15 protein-coding genes, 1 pseudogene and 1 riboswitch are annotated in these 14671 nt (G+C 70.1%); of the genes and pseudogenes, 9 read left to right on the top strand and 7 right to left on the bottom strand.

Annotation, left to right across the window (positions count from 1 at the left end; translation table 11 throughout):
• Window positions 1-150: 150 nt before the first annotated feature.
• The 3 genes from frr to ACFYZJ_RS21780 all read left to right on the top strand — a co-directional run bounded on the left by frr (window position 151) and on the right by ACFYZJ_RS21780 (window position 2679).
• Window positions 151-708, top strand: coding sequence for a ribosome recycling factor (frr, locus tag ACFYZJ_RS21790; RefSeq protein WP_044388432.1), 558 nt, complete (start codon window positions 151-153; stop codon window positions 706-708).
• Window positions 708-1835: a phosphatidate cytidylyltransferase gene (locus ACFYZJ_RS21785; protein ID WP_388570524.1), complete on the top strand. Its 1128-nt coding sequence runs from the start codon at window positions 708-710 to the stop codon at window positions 1833-1835. Before frr ends, ACFYZJ_RS21785 begins: the two co-directional genes overlap by 1 nt.
• Before the next feature lie 184 nt (window positions 1836-2019).
• A complete protein-coding gene (locus tag ACFYZJ_RS21780) occupies window positions 2020-2679 on the top strand; it encodes a YceI family protein (RefSeq protein WP_388570522.1) in 660 nt (219 codons plus the stop codon).
• 190 nt (window positions 2680-2869) lie between these two features.
• Here the strand turns inward: ACFYZJ_RS21780 and ACFYZJ_RS21775 are convergent.
• Window positions 2870-3118, bottom strand: a pseudogene (locus ACFYZJ_RS21775) (tyrosine-type recombinase/integrase); the annotation flags it as partial.
• A 523-nt stretch (window positions 3119-3641) separates the two neighbouring features.
• Entirely contained in the window at window positions 3642-4151 is a 510-nt protein-coding gene (gene atpF, locus ACFYZJ_RS21770; protein WP_388570520.1) for a F0F1 ATP synthase subunit B, read from the bottom strand.
• Between the two features lie 284 nt (window positions 4152-4435).
• On the opposite strand from atpF, the gene ACFYZJ_RS21765 reads away from it, so the two are divergent.
• Window positions 4436-4720 carry a DUF6881 domain-containing protein gene (locus ACFYZJ_RS21765; protein ID WP_388570518.1) on the top strand — a complete coding sequence of 95 codons (285 nt, stop codon included), beginning with the start codon at window positions 4436-4438 and terminating at the stop codon, window positions 4718-4720.
• A 3-nt stretch (window positions 4721-4723) separates the two neighbouring features.
• On the opposite strand, the gene ACFYZJ_RS21760 is transcribed toward ACFYZJ_RS21765, so the two are convergent.
• Complete coding sequence (locus tag ACFYZJ_RS21760) at window positions 4724-5209, bottom strand: hypothetical protein (protein WP_388570516.1); 486 nt, start codon at window positions 5207-5209, stop codon at window positions 4724-4726.
• 265 nt (window positions 5210-5474) lie between these two features.
• On the opposite strand from ACFYZJ_RS21760, the gene ACFYZJ_RS21755 reads away from it, so the two are divergent.
• From ACFYZJ_RS21755 to ACFYZJ_RS21735, 5 genes are all read left to right on the top strand, one after another.
• Complete coding sequence (locus ACFYZJ_RS21755; RefSeq protein WP_388570514.1) at window positions 5475-5792, top strand: hypothetical protein; 318 nt, start codon at window positions 5475-5477, stop codon at window positions 5790-5792.
• Window positions 5793-5917: 125 nt separating this feature from the next.
• On the top strand, window positions 5918-7024 hold the full coding sequence (gene rlmN, locus ACFYZJ_RS21750; protein WP_388570512.1) for a 23S rRNA (adenine(2503)-C(2))-methyltransferase RlmN: 1107 nt from the start codon (window positions 5918-5920) through the stop codon (window positions 7022-7024).
• A gap of 33 nt (window positions 7025-7057) precedes the next feature.
• Window positions 7058-7163, top strand: a riboswitch (TPP riboswitch).
• Window positions 7164-7291: 128 nt separating this feature from the next.
• Window positions 7292-8335 carry a thiamine ABC transporter substrate binding subunit gene (locus ACFYZJ_RS21745; protein ID WP_388570773.1) on the top strand — a complete coding sequence of 348 codons (1044 nt, stop codon included), beginning with the start codon at window positions 7292-7294 and terminating at the stop codon, window positions 8333-8335.
• Window positions 8311-9975, top strand: a complete 1665-nt coding sequence (locus ACFYZJ_RS21740) for an ABC transporter permease (protein ID WP_388570510.1) — start codon at window positions 8311-8313, stop codon at window positions 9973-9975. The genes ACFYZJ_RS21745 and ACFYZJ_RS21740 overlap by 25 nt, the downstream gene beginning before the upstream one ends.
• A gap of 2 nt (window positions 9976-9977) precedes the next feature.
• Window positions 9978-11006 (top strand): ABC transporter ATP-binding protein, encoded by a 1029-nt coding sequence (locus ACFYZJ_RS21735; RefSeq protein ID WP_388570509.1) that lies wholly within the window; start codon window positions 9978-9980, stop codon window positions 11004-11006.
• Between the two features lie 77 nt (window positions 11007-11083).
• Here ACFYZJ_RS21735 and ACFYZJ_RS21730 read toward each other — a convergent pair whose 3' ends face one another.
• The 4 genes from ACFYZJ_RS21730 to ACFYZJ_RS21715 all read right to left on the bottom strand — a co-directional run bounded on the left by ACFYZJ_RS21730 (window position 11084) and on the right by ACFYZJ_RS21715 (window position 14452).
• Window positions 11084-11782: an LAETG motif-containing sortase-dependent surface protein gene (locus tag ACFYZJ_RS21730; protein ID WP_388570507.1), complete on the bottom strand. Its 699-nt coding sequence runs from the start codon at window positions 11780-11782 to the stop codon at window positions 11084-11086.
• 226 nt (window positions 11783-12008) lie between these two features.
• Window positions 12009-12416: a VOC family protein gene (locus tag ACFYZJ_RS21725; RefSeq protein WP_388570505.1), complete on the bottom strand. Its 408-nt coding sequence runs from the start codon at window positions 12414-12416 to the stop codon at window positions 12009-12011.
• Window positions 12417-12518: 102 nt separating this feature from the next.
• The gene (locus ACFYZJ_RS21720) at window positions 12519-13733 is read right to left on the bottom strand and encodes a hypothetical protein (RefSeq protein ID WP_388570504.1); all 1215 of its coding nucleotides are present in this window, start codon (window positions 13731-13733) and stop codon (window positions 12519-12521) included.
• On the bottom strand, window positions 13715-14452 hold the full coding sequence (locus ACFYZJ_RS21715; RefSeq protein ID WP_388570502.1) for an ABC transporter ATP-binding protein: 738 nt from the start codon (window positions 14450-14452) through the stop codon (window positions 13715-13717). Before ACFYZJ_RS21715 ends, ACFYZJ_RS21720 begins: the two co-directional genes overlap by 19 nt.
• Between the last annotated feature and the right edge of the window lie 219 nt (window positions 14453-14671).

The raw sequence follows: 14671 nt of genomic DNA, 5'->3' as shown, positions 1-14671 counted from the left end.
GGGGTGCACCCCGACGGGGCGACGGACCCTGACCGGGGGATGGACAATGTCCTGCCGGTCGGGAACCGTGCAGGAAGAAGACGCGACGCAGCCGGCCGCAGACCGATGAGGACCGTTGCCGGGCCTACTCAAGACACGCAGGAGCAAGTGGTGATCGAAGAGACCCTCCTCGAGGCCGAGGAGAAGATGGAGAAGGCCGTCGTGGTCGCCAAGGAGGACTTCGCCGCGATCCGCACCGGTCGTGCGCACCCGGCGATGTTCAACAAGATCGTGGCCGACTACTACGGCGCACCGACGCCGATCAACCAGCTGGCCTCGTTCTCGGTGCCGGAACCGCGTATGGCCGTGGTGACGCCGTTCGACAAGAGCGCGCTGCGCAACATCGAGCAGGCGATCCGCGACTCCGACCTGGGCGTCAACCCGAGCAATGACGGCAACATCATCCGCGTGGTGTTCCCCGAGCTCACCGAGGAACGGCGCCGCGAGTACATCAAGGTCGCCAAGGGCAAGGGCGAGGACGCGAAGGTCTCGATCCGCTCCGTGCGCCGCAAGGCCAAGGACGCCATCGACAAGCTCGTCAAGGACGGCGAGGTCGGCGAGGACGAGGGCCGCCGTGCGGAGAAGGAGCTCGACGACACCACCGCGAAGTACGTTGCCCAGGTGGACGAGCTGCTCAAGCACAAGGAAGCCGAGCTGCTCGAGGTCTGATGAACGACTCTTCCTGGGGGGCGCCGCCACAGGCCGGGTACTGGGGGCCCACCGAGCAGGGGCCTGGCCAGGGCCTCGGCCCGGCGGGTCCCGCGTACGATGCGCATGACGCCCAGCAGACTCGCCCCATGCCCATCGTGCCCGAGGTACCCGCGCCCGGCGGAGACCAGGATGACGACCGGGGGGCCGCCGCCCGTCGACGCGGCCCCTTGTTCCGCGACGAGACGCCGCAAGTACCGTCCCCGTGGGCGGCGCAGCAGAATACGGAGCCCATGCCCGACGTCCCGCAGCCGGCACCCGCACCTCAGAAGAAGAGTGCGGGCCGTGACCTGGGCGCGGCCATAGGGGTCGGCGTCGGGCTCGGCGTCGTGATCGTCGCCTCGTTGTTCATCGTCAAGGCCGTGTTCGTCGGCGTCATAGCGGTCGCCGTCGTGGTGGGCCTGTGGGAGCTGACGAAGCGGCTGGAGGAACGCAAGGGCATCAAGGCACCCCTGGTGCCGCTCGCGGTCGGTGGCGCGGCGATGATCGTCGCCGGGTATGTGCGGGGCGCCGAGGGAGCCTGGGTGGCGATGGCGCTGACCGCGCTCGCGGCCCTGGTGTGGCGCATGACGGAACCGCCGGACGGCTACCTCCGGGACGTCACAGCAGGCGTCTTCGCGGCCTTCTACGTGCCGTTCCTGGCCACGTTCGTCGCCATGATGCTCACGGCCGACGACGGCCCGCGGCGTGTCCTGACCTTCCTGCTCCTGACGGTCGTCAGCGACACCGGCGCGTACGCGATCGGCTGGCGCTTCGGCCGGCACAAGCTCGCCCCGCGCATCAGTCCCGGCAAGACCCGCGAGGGCCTCATCGGGGCCGTCACCTTCGCGATGGGCGCGGGCGCGCTGTGCATGCAGTTCCTGATCGACGGCGGTTCCTGGTGGCAGGGCCTGCTGCTGGGTCTCGCGGTCGCGGCCAGCGCCACGCTCGGCGACCTCGGCGAGTCGATGATCAAACGAGACCTGGGCATCAAGGACATGGGCACACTGCTGCCGGGTCATGGGGGCATCATGGACCGGCTGGACTCGCTGCTGCCGACGGCGCCGGTGGTGTGGCTGCTGATGGTGGTCTTCGTGGGGTCGGCCTGACCTGGCCGACCGGCGTCCGCGCGGCTCACGGTGCCGGAGGGGCCCGTCGTCCACAGAGCGGTGGGCCCCTCCGTCCCGCCCCGCCCCAGGAGACGCGCACACCTGTGAAGGTGTGCTGAGGAAGGGTCGGGTTTCCTGACCAGGCCTTGCGGGCCCCGGTTGCCCTGACATAACTACATGCGGCATGAACCTTTTTGGCCGCAGCTCTCCCCTCCGACGCGCGGCGGCTCCCGCCGCACCCGTGGCCTCCGGCGCCCCGGAGCATCCCGCGGCCGGCGCTCTGCCTGATCCCGCCCTGCAGGCCCTCACCGGCGAGTGGATCATCGACCCCGCGCACAGCAGGATCGGGTTCTCCGTCCGCCACGCCATGGTGACGACGGTGCGCGGCGCCTTCCTGGAGTACGACAGCCGCCTCTACTTCGACGGCCGTGACCCGGCCCGCTCCCGTGCCGACATCGCGTTGTTCACCGCCAGCGTCGACACCGGTGTCGAGCAACGCGACACACACCTGGTCGGCCGCGACTTCCTGGACTCCGCGACCTACCCACGGATGATCTTCACCAGCACCGCCGTGCAGCTCGCGGGCAAGGACGTCTACCGCATGACCGGTGACCTCACCATCAAGGACACCACGCGCCCCGTCGACCTGGAACTCACCTACATCGGCCATGTGACGGACCCGTTCGGTTACGAGCGCGTCGGTTTCGACGGCACCACCACGATCAACCGTTCCGACTGGGGCCTCACCTACGACTCCAGGCTGGCCGAGGGTGGTGCCATGGTGAGCGAGAAGGTCCGCCTCCAGTTCGACATCGCCGCCATCCGCGTCACACCGACCGGCTGAAGGACCCTGCGGTCCGCCCGGCAGGAGCCCGGAACGGGCCCTTGCGAGCTCGTGAATCCTGGGTCGCGGGCCACACCAGTGGATCTGAGACACTGGGAGGACCATGCCCAAGCCCGGAGAACTGGCAGTAGTTGGGCAGCAACAAGCCCCCTACCAGCGCGTTCGGCGCGGATAGGGGGCCTGGTGTGGGTCACTGGGCCGTCTCTGGGCCGTCAGGCTCACGCGGGGCCGGGAGAAGCACCCGATCCACGGCCTTCCTTGTACGCTCCTCGCTCGACGGCATCAGGTGCGCGTACACCCGCAGGGTCAGCCCAGGGTCGGAGTGCCCGAGGTACTCGCTCACGGCCTTGATGCTCTCTCCCGCGTCGAGCAGGACCGAGGCGTAGAAGTGCCTCAGCGCGTGCATGCCGTGCTCACGAGCGGACTCGTACTTGCCGTCCTCATCGGCCTCCGAGATCAAGGCCCGGCTGCGCTCCGCTCCGCCGGGCACGCTTCCCGGCTCCGCTCCGCGCGACGCTCCTGCCTTCGGCCCGCTCCGCGCGGGCTGCGCCGACGCGCGCCCACTGGAGGATAGGGCCGGAGGCCATGAGTCGATCACTCCTTAGCGCGACCACGGTCAGAACAGTGCCTCCGGCGGGGGATCGGCCGGCACCGGGATGGAGGGGGCACCGTTCCCGACCGCAGGTGCATTGTGGCGTGCGCGGGATGCTCTCATCCCGTCCACCGTCGACCCAGGCTGAGCCGAGCAGACGCGGCCCATGGCGTCCATTCCTGGAGAGGACAGCTCGAAGCGTCATTCGTTCGGTGGGTCAGGCCTGCCCAGCGGCGCCGTGGTCAATCCTCACAGTCGTTCGTACAGTGGCGCGCTCCACCTGGACGCCATGGACCACGCCCGCTCCACGGTGTGCGGGTCGACGGCGGACGGGATGAGAGCTGGGAGAAGTGGTGGGTTGAGGTGGCGACTACTGCAAGCCCGCCGCGCTTCGAGCATCAAGGTCTGAGAAGAAGCGGTCCACGATCTCGCTGTTGGCGACGCCTTCGAGAGTTTCGCCCACCACTCGACCGGCCAGCTCCGTGGCCAACGACACGACGTCTCCCCGCAGCTCCGTCTCCGCAATGACGCGATCGGCCCCGAGCCGTGCCTGAGCTTCCACGATCATCGCCTCGCGTTCCCGCAGGCCCTCAGCGCGAAGCTCGGCTATCAGTTGTGTGCCCTGCTCCAAAGCCTCCTGGCGCAGGCGCGCCGCCTCGTGTCGGGCCTCAGCCAGCTCCTCGCGATACTTCGCGACGACTTCACCGGCTTCCGCTGCCAACTGTTCAGCACATTCCATCTGGCCCTCGATGGCGTCCCTCCGTTCGCCGAGAACCTTGTTGATGCGCGGCAAAAGAACCTTGGTCATGCAGACGAAGACCACAGCGAAGCTCACCACGCCGACCACCGTTGGCGCGAGCCCAGGTATCAGAATGTCCATGACAAGACCATACGAGAGTAATGATTGTCTTAAGGGGCGTATCAGGTAAGAGTTCGCTTCTATCTGGTGCAGTAACCACCTCGCTCGCACCTGGATCAGCCAGAACTGCCGCAGGTCCGAGGGCGCCCCTCGTGCCCACGGCGTGCCCGATCGAGCGGCGCCCATCGGGGCACACCGGGGAATGGCGGCGAGCGTTCCGGGAACGCACAGGCCACCGCCTTCCCAGGTCAGCCACGATCCCCGTACGCGATCTTCCAAACTAGGGACGCTGAGGCAGGCAACTCGTGTGGTATCTCAAGGTCATCTGGCATCACGACTTCTCCGATGAGCCGGTGGAGATCCTCAGCGAGGTCGGCGAAGACCGGTACGAGGTCCGCAAGACCGAGGTATTCCGTGATGGCCGGCTCGATTGGGCGGACGAGTCGCGGTGGAGCCCGAGCACCATGTTAGGAGAGGTGCCTGTGCCGCCGCTTGAGGAGATCAACGAGCAGGAGGAGTTCACCGCCGTTGTCATCCCGGCCGAGGAGTTCGAGCAGGCAGGGGCGGCAGCAAGAGGCGCGCTGCCGTAGGCCCTAGTCCTCGCCGACCTGCAGCAATACCACGGCGAAGCCATTTCCAACCCCCGCGACGACTCCGTCGAAGGTATGTCGGGTGACGGGGTTCCACGCGCGTGCCTGGAGCGAGAGATCACTGATGTTCGTGTACCAGTCGGCCTGGTAGCCGAGCAGGCGCACGACCCGCTCAGCCGCTCGGTGAGCATGCGCACGGTCGCGGCGTGGCGTCGCCGGGAACACGAGGTCTTCAGCCGCCAGGTAGGTCAGGAGGTCCGCAGCACGGTCACCGCCGATCCGTGAGAGCGCCACCTCGACCTCATCTGGTGAGTCAGGACCGACGGCCCCCGCGACGGCGTAGTCCTTCCAGGTCCGTTCCGCCTCTGCAGCCACTTCGCGCACGAGTTCAGGAGCAGATGTGCCGGCCGTAGTGACCACGTGTCCGAAGACGCCGCTTTCCCGGGACAAGGAGCCCATGAGGCTGCGCAAGTGCGTCGCTATGTCCACTTGACCATGCTCTCGCTCCGATCGACCCGCATATCACGGCGATGGACCACTCCGAAATTCGTGACGCGGTACCCGTTGCCGCACAAATAGCAGCGACCGCAGCACTATGCGGCGAACGCGATGACGGCAGCGCTGATGGCAACGACGGCAGACGGCAGCAGCGCTCAGCGGCTCCGCGCGGTGGCGGGGACGAGGCGATCTGACCGGCTCACCACGGCATGCCCGCATCTTCTAAGCACCGGTTCCAGGGCGTCATGATCTAGCGATGGATGAGTACGCGTGGCCCACGGGCCCTGAAGTGCCGGCCGCTGACGCGGTCCGGTCGAGCTGGGCGGCAACCGTCGCGGCCCTGCCTGTAGGAACCCGGATCACGGGTGAGGTCGTCGGTCGCCAGCGGTTCGGGGTCTTCATACGTATAGACGGCGTGCCGAACGCCATAGCGCTGGCGGAGATCACGGCCATGCCGCGCGGGATGGACCTCACGGCCCTTGGGGCCTCCGTATGTGGGGAGGTCATCTGGGGCGCCGCCCACAACCACCAGGTCGAGGTCCGGCTCGATGAGTGGCTGGCGGCCGACGAGTGATCTTCGCTGGGCCGTCTCTGGGCCGTCCGAGGCCGCTCAGTGGCGACCGGTGACGACTACTAACGACAGTCGTAGCGAGCGACAGCCGCAGGTCACCCGATTGGATCTGCGACACTGGTTGAGCCATGCCTAAGCCCGGAGAACTCACTTTCGTCGCCCCGCGCGGAGCCAAGACGCCGCCGCGGCATCTCGCCGATCTCTCGCCCGCCGAGCGCAAGGAGGCGGTCGCCGCGATCGGCGAGAAGCCGTTTCGCGCCAAGCAGCTCTCGCAGCACTACTTCGCGCGGTTCGCGCACGCGCCGGAGCAGTGGACCGACATCCCGGCGCCCTCCCGCGCCAAGCTGCAGGAGGCGCTGCTGCCGGAGCTGATGACGGTCGTGCGGCACCTGTCGACCGACCAGGGCACCACCCGCAAGACGCTGTGGCGGCTGTTCGACGGCACGCTCGTCGAGTCCGTGCTCATGCGCTACCCGGACCGGGTCACCATGTGCATCAGCTCGCAGGCGGGCTGCGGCATGAACTGCCCCTTCTGCGCCACCGGTCAGGCCGGTCTCGACCGTAATCTGTCCACGGCCGAGATCGTGCACCAGATCGTGGACGGGATGAGGGCCCTGCGTGACGGTGAGATCCCCGGTGGGCCGGCGCGGCTGTCCAACATCGTCTTCATGGGCATGGGCGAGCCCCTCGCCAACTACAAGCGCGTCGTGGGTGCGATTCGGGCGCTCACCGATCCCGCGCCGGACGGGCTCGGGCTCTCCCAGCGCGGTATCACCGTGTCGACGGTCGGACTGGTGCCGGCCATCCACCGGTTCGCCGACGAGGGCTTCAAGTGCCGTCTCGCCATCTCCCTGCACGCCCCCGACGACGAGCTGCGCGACACCCTCGTCCCCGTCAACACGCGGTGGAAGGTGCGCGAGGTCCTCGACGCCGGGTTCGACTACGTCGAGAAGTCCGGGCGTCGGCTGTCCATCGAGTACGCCCTCATCCGGGACATCAACGACCAGGCGTGGCGTGGGGATCTGCTCGGCCGGCTGCTCAAGGGCAAGCCCGTGCACGTCAACCTCATCCCGCTGAACCCGACGCCAGGCTCCAAGTGGACCGCCTCCCGCCCCGAGGACGAGAAGGCGTTCGTCGAGGCGATCGCCGCCCATGGTGTACCGGTGACGATCCGCGACACCCGTGGTCAGGAGATCGACGGGGCGTGCGGTCAGCTCGCCGCCACCGAGCGGTAGTCTGAGGGCTGTTCCATCAGTACGTACATCTTCATATTCCGACAGGGGAGCGCCACAGCGCTGAGAGTGCGGTGTCGACCGCAGACCCTCTGAACCTCGCCCAGGTCATTCTGGGTAGGGAGTTCGGTCTTCACTCGAGCTGTTGCGCCCTGCCCGGGAACCGACGAAAGGTCCCGGGCAGGGCCGCGTCTCTTCCTGGTCACCCCCAGGAGGAATCAGTTGAGCATTACCGGTAGGCAGTTCGCGGCCGTGGTCGTCGGGCTGGGCATGGTCACGTTGTCCGCGTGCGGGTCGTCCGGCTCGGGAGGCGGTAGCGCCGGCGGCGGCGACTCCAAGACCGTCACCCTCGTCAGCCACGACTCGTGGGCCGCCTCGAAGAGCGTCATCGCGGCGTTCGAGAAGGAGTCCGGCTACACCGTCAAGGTCCTCAAGGACGGCGACGCGGGCCAGGCCGTCAACAAGGCGATCCTGACGAAGGACAACCCACAGGGCGACGTGTTCTTCGGCGTCGACAACACGCTGCTGTCGCGGGCCCTGGACAACGGCCTGTTCCAGTCGTACGAGGCCAAGGGTCTCGACCAGGTCGGCACCGAGTACCAGCTGGACCAGGGCAAGCACCGGGTCACGCCCATCGACTACGGCGACATCTGCGTCAACTACGACAAGAAGTACTTCGCCGACCACCAGCTGACCCCGCCCACCTCGTTCGACGATCTCGTCAAGCCCCAGTACAAGAACCTCCTCGTCACCGAGAACGCCGCCACCTCCTCGCCGGGCCTCGGCTTCCTGCTCGGCAGCGCCGCCAAGTACGGCGACACCGGCTGGCAGGGCTACTGGAAGAAGCTCAAGGCCAACGGTGTGAAGGTGGTCGACGGCTGGGAACAGGCGTACGACCAGGAGTTCTCCGGCTCCGCCGGGGGCAGGAAGGCCAAGGGTGACCGGCCGCTCGTCGTCTCCTACGCCTCTTCGCCGCCCGCCGAGGTGGTCTACGCCCAGCCGCGCCCCAAGACCGCGCCGACCGGTGTCGCCACCGGCACCTGCTTCCGCCAGATCGAGTTCGCCGGCCTGCTGACGGGCGCCCACAACACCAAGGGCGGCAAGGCCTTCATCGACTTCCTGATCAGCAGGAGGTTCCAGGAGGACATGCCGCTCAACATGTTCGTCTACCCGGTGGTCAGGGGCGCGAAGGTGCCCGCCGAGTTCACCGAGTACGGGCCCGCGGCCAAGAGCCCCGAGACCATGGATCCCACGAAGATCGCAGCCGACCGTGACCAGTGGGTCAAGGCGTGGACGTCGCTCGTACTGAAGTGACCCCACGCAGGCGGGGGAACGCGGCGCGGCTCGGGCTGATGGCCCTGCCCGTCGCGTTCTTCGCGGTCTTCTTCGCCTACCCCGTCGCCGCGATCCTCGCGCGCGGTCTGAAGGCGGACGGAGCATGGCGGTTCGGGCGCGTCGTGGATGTGCTCGCCCAGCCGGACATCCGGCACGTGCTGTGGTTCACGACCTGGCAGGCGCTCGCCTCCACCGCCCTGACCCTGCTGATCGCGCTGCCCGGCGCGTATGTCGTCGCGCGCTACGACTTCCCGGGCAGGCAGGTGCTGCGTGCCGTCGTCACCGTCCCGTTCGTGCTGCCCACCGTCGTCGTCGGCACCGCCTTCCTGGCGCTGGTGGGCCGCGGCGGACTCCTCGACGACCTGTGGGGCGTACGACTCGACACCACCGTGTGGGCCATCCTGCTCGCCCACGTCTTCTTCAACTACGCCGTCGTCGTCCGCACCGTCGGCGGGCTGTGGGCACAGCTCGACCCCCGCCAGGAGGAGGCCGCGCGCGTGCTCGGCGCCTCCCGGCTCGCGTCCTGGCGGACGGTGACGCTGCCCGCGCTGGGCCCCGCCGTGGCCGCCGCCGCGCTGATGGTGTTCCTGTTCACCTTCACCTCCTTCGGTGTGGTGCAGATCCTCGGCGGCCCCACCTTCTCCACCCTGGAGGTGGAGATCTACCGGCAGACCTCGGAGATCTTCGACCTGTCCACCGCCGCCGTGCTGACGATCGTCCAGTTCGTCACGGTGGGCGCGATCCTCGGGCTGCACGCGTGGACGGTGCGCCGCCGGGAGAGCGCGCTCAGGCTGGTCGACGCGTCGCGCACGGCGCGCAGGCCGCGCGGGGCCGGCCAGTGGGCGCTGCTCGGCGCGGTCCTCGCCACGGTCGCCCTCCTGCTCGTCCTGCCGCTCGCGGTCCTTCTCCAGCGCTCGCTCGACGCGCCCGGGTTCGCCTACTACAAGGCGCTGACCCGCTCCGACGACAGCACCTTCCTCGTCCCGCCCGTCGACGCCATCGGCAACTCGCTCCAGTACGCCGTCGCCGCCACCCTCATCGCGGTGCTGATCGGATCGCTCGCCGCCGCGGCCCTCGCCCGCAGGGACGCCGGCCGGCTCGTACGGGGCTTCGACGCGCTGCTGATGCTGCCGCTCGGCGTGTCCGCGGTGACCGTCGGCTTCGGGTTCCTGATCGCGCTCGACAAACCGCCCCTGGACCTGCGCGGTTCCTGGGTCCTGGTGCCGCTCGCGCAGGCGCTGGTGGGCGCCCCCTTCGTGGTGCGCACCATGCTTCCGGTGCTGCGGGCCGTGGACGAACGGCTGCGGGAGGCGGCCGCCGTGCTCGGGGCGTCGCCGTGGCGGGTGTGGCGCGAGGTGGATCTGCCGCTCGTGCGGCGGGCGCTGCTGATCGCCGCCGGGTTCGCGTTCGCCGTGTCGCTGGGCGAGTTCGGGGCGACCGTGTTCATCGCGCGGCCCGACAACCCGACGCTGCCGGTGGCCGTGGCCCGGCTGCTCGCGCGGCCCGGCGATCTCAACTACGGGCAGGCGATGGCCCTGTCGACGATTCTGATGGTGGTGTGCGCGGTGGCGCTGGGCGTCCTGGAGAGGCTGCGGACCGATCGGACGGGGGAGTTCTGACGATGCTCAGGCTGCACGGCGCGACCGTGCGCTTCGACGGGCGGGCCGCGCTCGACCGGGTGGACCTCGAGGTCGCCGAGCACGAGATCGTGTGCGTGCTGGGGCCGAGCGGCAGCGGCAAGTCGACGCTGCTGCGGACCGTGGCCGGACTGCAACCCCTCGACGCGGGGCGGGTGTTCCTCGACGGACGGGACCTGGACGGGGTGCCCGCGCACCGGCGCGGCGTGGGGCTGATGTTCCAGGACCACCAGCTGTTCCCGCAGCGGGACGTGGGCGGCAACGTCGCCTTCGGACTGCGGATGCGCGGTGCCCCGCGCGCCGAACGGGAGTCCCGCGTGGGGGAGTTGCTCGACCTCGTCGGGCTGCCGGGCGCTGAGCGCAGGGCTGTCGCCGAGCTGTCCGGCGGTGAGCAGCAGCGCGTCGCGCTCGCCCGCGCCCTCGCGCCCCGGCCGCGGCTGCTGATGCTGGACGAGCCGCTGGGCCAGCTCGACCGGTCGCTGCGCGAGCGGCTGGTCGTCGAACTGCGCGGCCTGTTCGGCCGCCTGGGCACGACCGTGCTCGCCGTCACCCACGACCAGGGTGAGGCCTTCGCGCTCGCCGACCGGGTCGTGGTGATGCGCGACGGGCGGGTCGCCCAGTCCGGCACGCCCCTTGAGGTGTGGCAGCGGCCCGCGAACGAGTTCGTGGCACGCTTCCTCGGCTTCGACAACGTGGTGGAGGCGACCGTCGCCGGTGAGGCCGCGGACACCCCATGGGGCAAGCTCCCGGTCCCGGAAGGCACCCCGCAGGGGCCCGGCACGCTGCTGGTCCGCCCGGCGGGCGTACGGTTGACGGCCGCCGCCGAGGGGCTGCGCTGCACCGTGACCGCCCGCACCTTCCGCGGCACCCACGTCGCCCTGCGCCTGCAACCGGAGGAGGCCCCCGCGCTGGAGGCGGCCTGCCCGCTGCGGTCGGCCCCGGAGCCCGGGGACGAGGTCGGGGTCGTCTTCGACGCGAGCGACGTCGTCGTGCTCGGGGACCCGTCCGCCTGAGCACCACGGATGCACGACGAAAGGCGGTCCGCCCCCGACGGGACGGACCGCCTGCTCGCACGGCCGCTGACGGCGTGTCAGTTCGCTCGGTTCGCCTTCGACGAGCCGCGGCGGCGCATGCCGAAGAACACCGCGCCGCCACCGATGACGACCAGGCCGCCGGCGATGCCGGCGATCAGGGGCGTGCTGGAGCTGGCGCCGGTCTCGGCGAGGTTGGAGCTGCCCGCCGCGGGCGAGGGGGAGTTGTCCCCGGTCGTGGCGGGCGCCGTGCTCTCCGCCTGCGACGGCGTGCCCGACGGGGAGGCGGAGGAGGACGGGGTCGGAGCCGGCGAGTTCGACGGCTTCGGGGTGTCGGAGGCCGGCGGGGTGGTCTCCGAGGTGGTGCAGGCCCTCGACGGGGTGGTCAGGTTCGGCTGGATGTCCGCATCGACCTGGTGCCCGGCCTTCACCCGGATGCGGTAGGTGGCGTTCGGCTGCCAGTCCTCGGCGAAGGTGACCGTGGTGCCCAGAGCGGACCCCTTCACCTCCTGCACGCCGACCTTCCTCGCGTCGGCGCTGTTGTTCTCGAGGAAGACGGAGACGTTCGCCGGAGTACCGGAGGCGTCGACGTCCGTGACGACGATGACACCCTTGCCACCGTCACACTTGGCCACGGCGGAGAACTCACTGATGTTGCAGGCGAGCGCGTTGCCGGCGACGCCGAGCGCGAGCGCGGCGGAAGCCGAGGCGACGCCGAGGATGCGCACCGTTCGAGCGGTGCGGGAAGATATGGACACGATTGCCCTTCACGGGATGCGCAACTGCGGGGGGTTCAGGGGATGTTGCGCTGCCATCACAGCATCCCCGAGAGGCTCACAGGTTTATAAGCGGCAGCTGAGTACTGTCAACGCCGATGTCCGGCATGACGGTCGCCTTTGCCTGCTCATTAACCGCCCATGCGTTTGAAATCCGCAGAAGTGTTCTCAACCCACCCGTCGGGCACCGGCGTTCACCTGCGCGTGCTCAGCCCTGCACCGCCGCCGGGTCCATCCACATGACCTCCCAGGTGTGGCCGTCCGGGTCGTCGAAGGCACGGCCGTACATGTGGCCGTAGTCCTGGGTCTCGCCGGACACCGAGCCGCCCGCGGCGACCGCCCGGTCGACCAGCTCGTCGACCTTCTCCCGGCTTTCGGCGCTCAGACAGATCAGCACCTCGCTGGTCTTCGTCGCGTCCGCGATCTCCTTCTTCGTGAAGTTGGCATAGTGCTGCTTGCTCAGCATCATCGCGATGATGGTGTCGCTGATGACGACGCAGGCACAGTCGTCCGACGTGAACTGCGGATTGATCGTGTAGCCCAGCTCCGTGAAGAACTTCTTCGACGTCTCGACGTCGGCGACGGGCAGGTTCACGAAGATCATCTGCTGGTACATGAGAGGCCTCTCTTCCAAGGTGGCGGATGAGCCGTACGCAGAGATGGACCGCGCGCCGACCCAGAACTCATCGCCGGGGTCGAAAAAAATTCCGGGATCCTCTCAGCCCCTCAGCGGCATGGCCGCCAGTTCCGCGACCACCCAGGTCACCGGCGTGAACACCGCCACCAGAGCAGCAGCGCGCAGCAGCGCGGCGGTGCGCAGCACGGTGGCCGGGGCACCCAGCCGCACCAGCGCGGCGACCGTGTCGGCACGCGCCTGCCTCACCTCGACCGCGGCCGTCGCCAGCGCCGCGACCGCGCAGCCTCCCACCACCACCGCGCCCAGCGTCGTCAGCGGCCCCGGGGTCGGGCGTGTGCCGGCGTACAGCGTCGCCATGGCGTAGAAACCCGACGCCACCGCGCACACCACCCCGAGCGGCCGGCCGATCGGCCCCGCGTCCTCCTGCAGACCGCGCCCGGCCAGCAGTCGCACGGCACCGGGGCGCACCGACTGCAGCAGCCATCCGCACAGATGCGTCAGTGCGGGCCCGGCCAGCGCGAGCCCCAACGCGGTCAGCGCCCAGCCCGCGAGCACCGCCACCGGCCCGCCGGTGAGCCCACCGGGCAGGGCCGTGCCCGGCGCCCCGCCCGGCCGGCTCGCGTGCGCCTCCACGGCGAACCCCCCGGCGAGCGCGGCCACACCCCAGGGCAGGCCGCCGGGGGCGGGCCGGGGGGCGGCGGGAGGCTCCGGCATCGGATTCTCGGCCGGTACCTCGGCCACGTCGTCGGCGTCCGGGTCGGAGTCGCCGCCGTGCGGTGACGGTTCGCCCCGCGGGCGCAGCGCCACCGCCGTCGCCACGGACGCCGTGAACGGCACCAGCGCCAGCAGCGTGAGCGCCGCGGGCACGGGCAAGGGCTGGTCGGCGGCGAGGAGGCCCGCCGCCGCGCCGTCGAACGGCATCCCCGTCGGATCACCGCGCAGGTGCAGGAAGCCCAGCAGTGCCAGCAGCGAGCCGAGCGCGGTCGTGAAGGCCGTGGTCGCCGCCGACAGGGCCATCAGCCTGGCCGGGCCGAGGCCGATCGCCGCCAGACCGGACCGTGGACGGGTGCCCGGGTCCGTGCGGGCGACGGCGACCGCCAGGTACACGGTGGCCGCGGTCGGTGCGAGACACCAGGCCAGCCGCAGCGCCGAGCCGTCCGCCGCCTCCGGATGTCCGAGCGCGTACCCCAGCGTGCACAGCAGCAGGAAGCCCGTGCCCGCCGAGGCCGCCACGACCAGGAGGCGACGGAACTGGACCAGGGGGCGCGCCCCGCGGGCTAGGCGGAGAGCGAGCACGTCTGACGGCCTTCCGTCTCGGACACCGGGGGCAGATGGACGGTGTTCACGCGCCGCCCGTCCAGCAGCGACACCGTCCGGTCGGCGAGGCCGGCGGCCTGGGCCGGGTGGGTGGCGAGGACGACGGTGATGCCGTGCGAGCGGGCCGCGGTGGTGATCGTGCGCAGCACCTGGGCGCCGTCGGCGCGGTGCAGGGATGCGGTGGGCTCGTCCGCGAAGAGCACCGTCGGGCAGGTGGCGAGCGCCCGGGCGACGGCGATCCGCTGCCGCTGCGCCTGGGTCAGCTCATGGGGGCGCCTGCGGGCGCTGTCGCCGATGTCCAGGCGTTCCAGCCACTCCAGTGCGGCGGTCTTGGCGCGGCGGCGGCTGGTGCCGCGCAGCATCAGCGGCAGCGCCGCGTTCTCCCAGGCGTTCAGCTCGGGGACGAGCATCGGGACCGGGTCGATCCAGCCGAACCGGTCACGGCGCAGCCGCTCGCGGGTGAGCGGGCCCATGGTGTGCACGGGCGTGCTGTTGAACCAGACCTCGCCCCGCTGGGCGGGCAGCAGCCCCGCCAGACACTGCAGCAGGGTCGTCTTGCCGCTGCCGCGCGGGCCGGTCACCGCCAGGATCTCGCCCTCGCGTACCCCTAGCGAGACCCCGCGCAGCGCGGGTGAGCCGTTGTGCTGGAAGTGCAGGGCGTTTGCCCAGAGCACGTCGTCGTCCGACGGGGCCACCATCGCGTACACCTCGGTTCTGATCCGTTTTCCCCTGCCGATCCCCGTCCTGGGGACCCGTTCGGGCGAACGATGGCAAGGGCGATCGGTCACCTCGCACGCTAAGCAGGTGGCACCGGGGAGCCCGGACAGCGAACGGCCCCGGACCCCCGTTTCTCACTCGAACGGATGGCCCGGAGCGGTTGCTGATCATCCGGGAGGACGATCCGTCCGGCGAAACCG

The organism is Streptomyces sp. NPDC001848 (assembly GCF_042891915.1).
Taxonomy (GTDB): Bacteria; Actinomycetota; Actinomycetes; order Streptomycetales; family Streptomycetaceae; genus Streptomyces.
This window is presented reverse-complemented; position numbering and strand designations above follow the sequence as displayed.

Bases quoted from the DNA above. Each gene is read 5' to 3' on its own strand.
- ACFYZJ_RS21785 (WP_388570524.1), top strand. From the start codon at position 708: ATGAACGACTCTTCCTGGGGGGCGCCGCCACAGGCCGGGTACTGGGGG.
- ACFYZJ_RS21780 (WP_388570522.1), top strand. From the start codon at position 2,020: ATGAACCTTTTTGGCCGCAGCTCTCCCCTCCGACGCGCGGCGGCTCCC.
- atpF (WP_388570520.1), bottom strand. From the start codon at position 4,151: ATGGACATTCTGATACCTGGGCTCGCGCCAACGGTGGTCGGCGTGGTG.
- ACFYZJ_RS21755 (WP_388570514.1), top strand. From the start codon at position 5,475: ATGGATGAGTACGCGTGGCCCACGGGCCCTGAAGTGCCGGCCGCTGAC.
- rlmN (WP_388570512.1), top strand. From the start codon at position 5,918: ATGCCTAAGCCCGGAGAACTCACTTTCGTCGCCCCGCGCGGAGCCAAG.
- ACFYZJ_RS21745 (WP_388570773.1), top strand. From the start codon at position 7,292: ATGGTCACGTTGTCCGCGTGCGGGTCGTCCGGCTCGGGAGGCGGTAGC.
- ACFYZJ_RS21735 (WP_388570509.1), top strand. From the start codon at position 9,978: ATGCTCAGGCTGCACGGCGCGACCGTGCGCTTCGACGGGCGGGCCGCG.
- ACFYZJ_RS21725 (WP_388570505.1), bottom strand. From the start codon at position 12,416: ATGTACCAGCAGATGATCTTCGTGAACCTGCCCGTCGCCGACGTCGAG.
- ACFYZJ_RS21715 (WP_388570502.1), bottom strand. From the start codon at position 14,452: ATGGTGGCCCCGTCGGACGACGACGTGCTCTGGGCAAACGCCCTGCAC.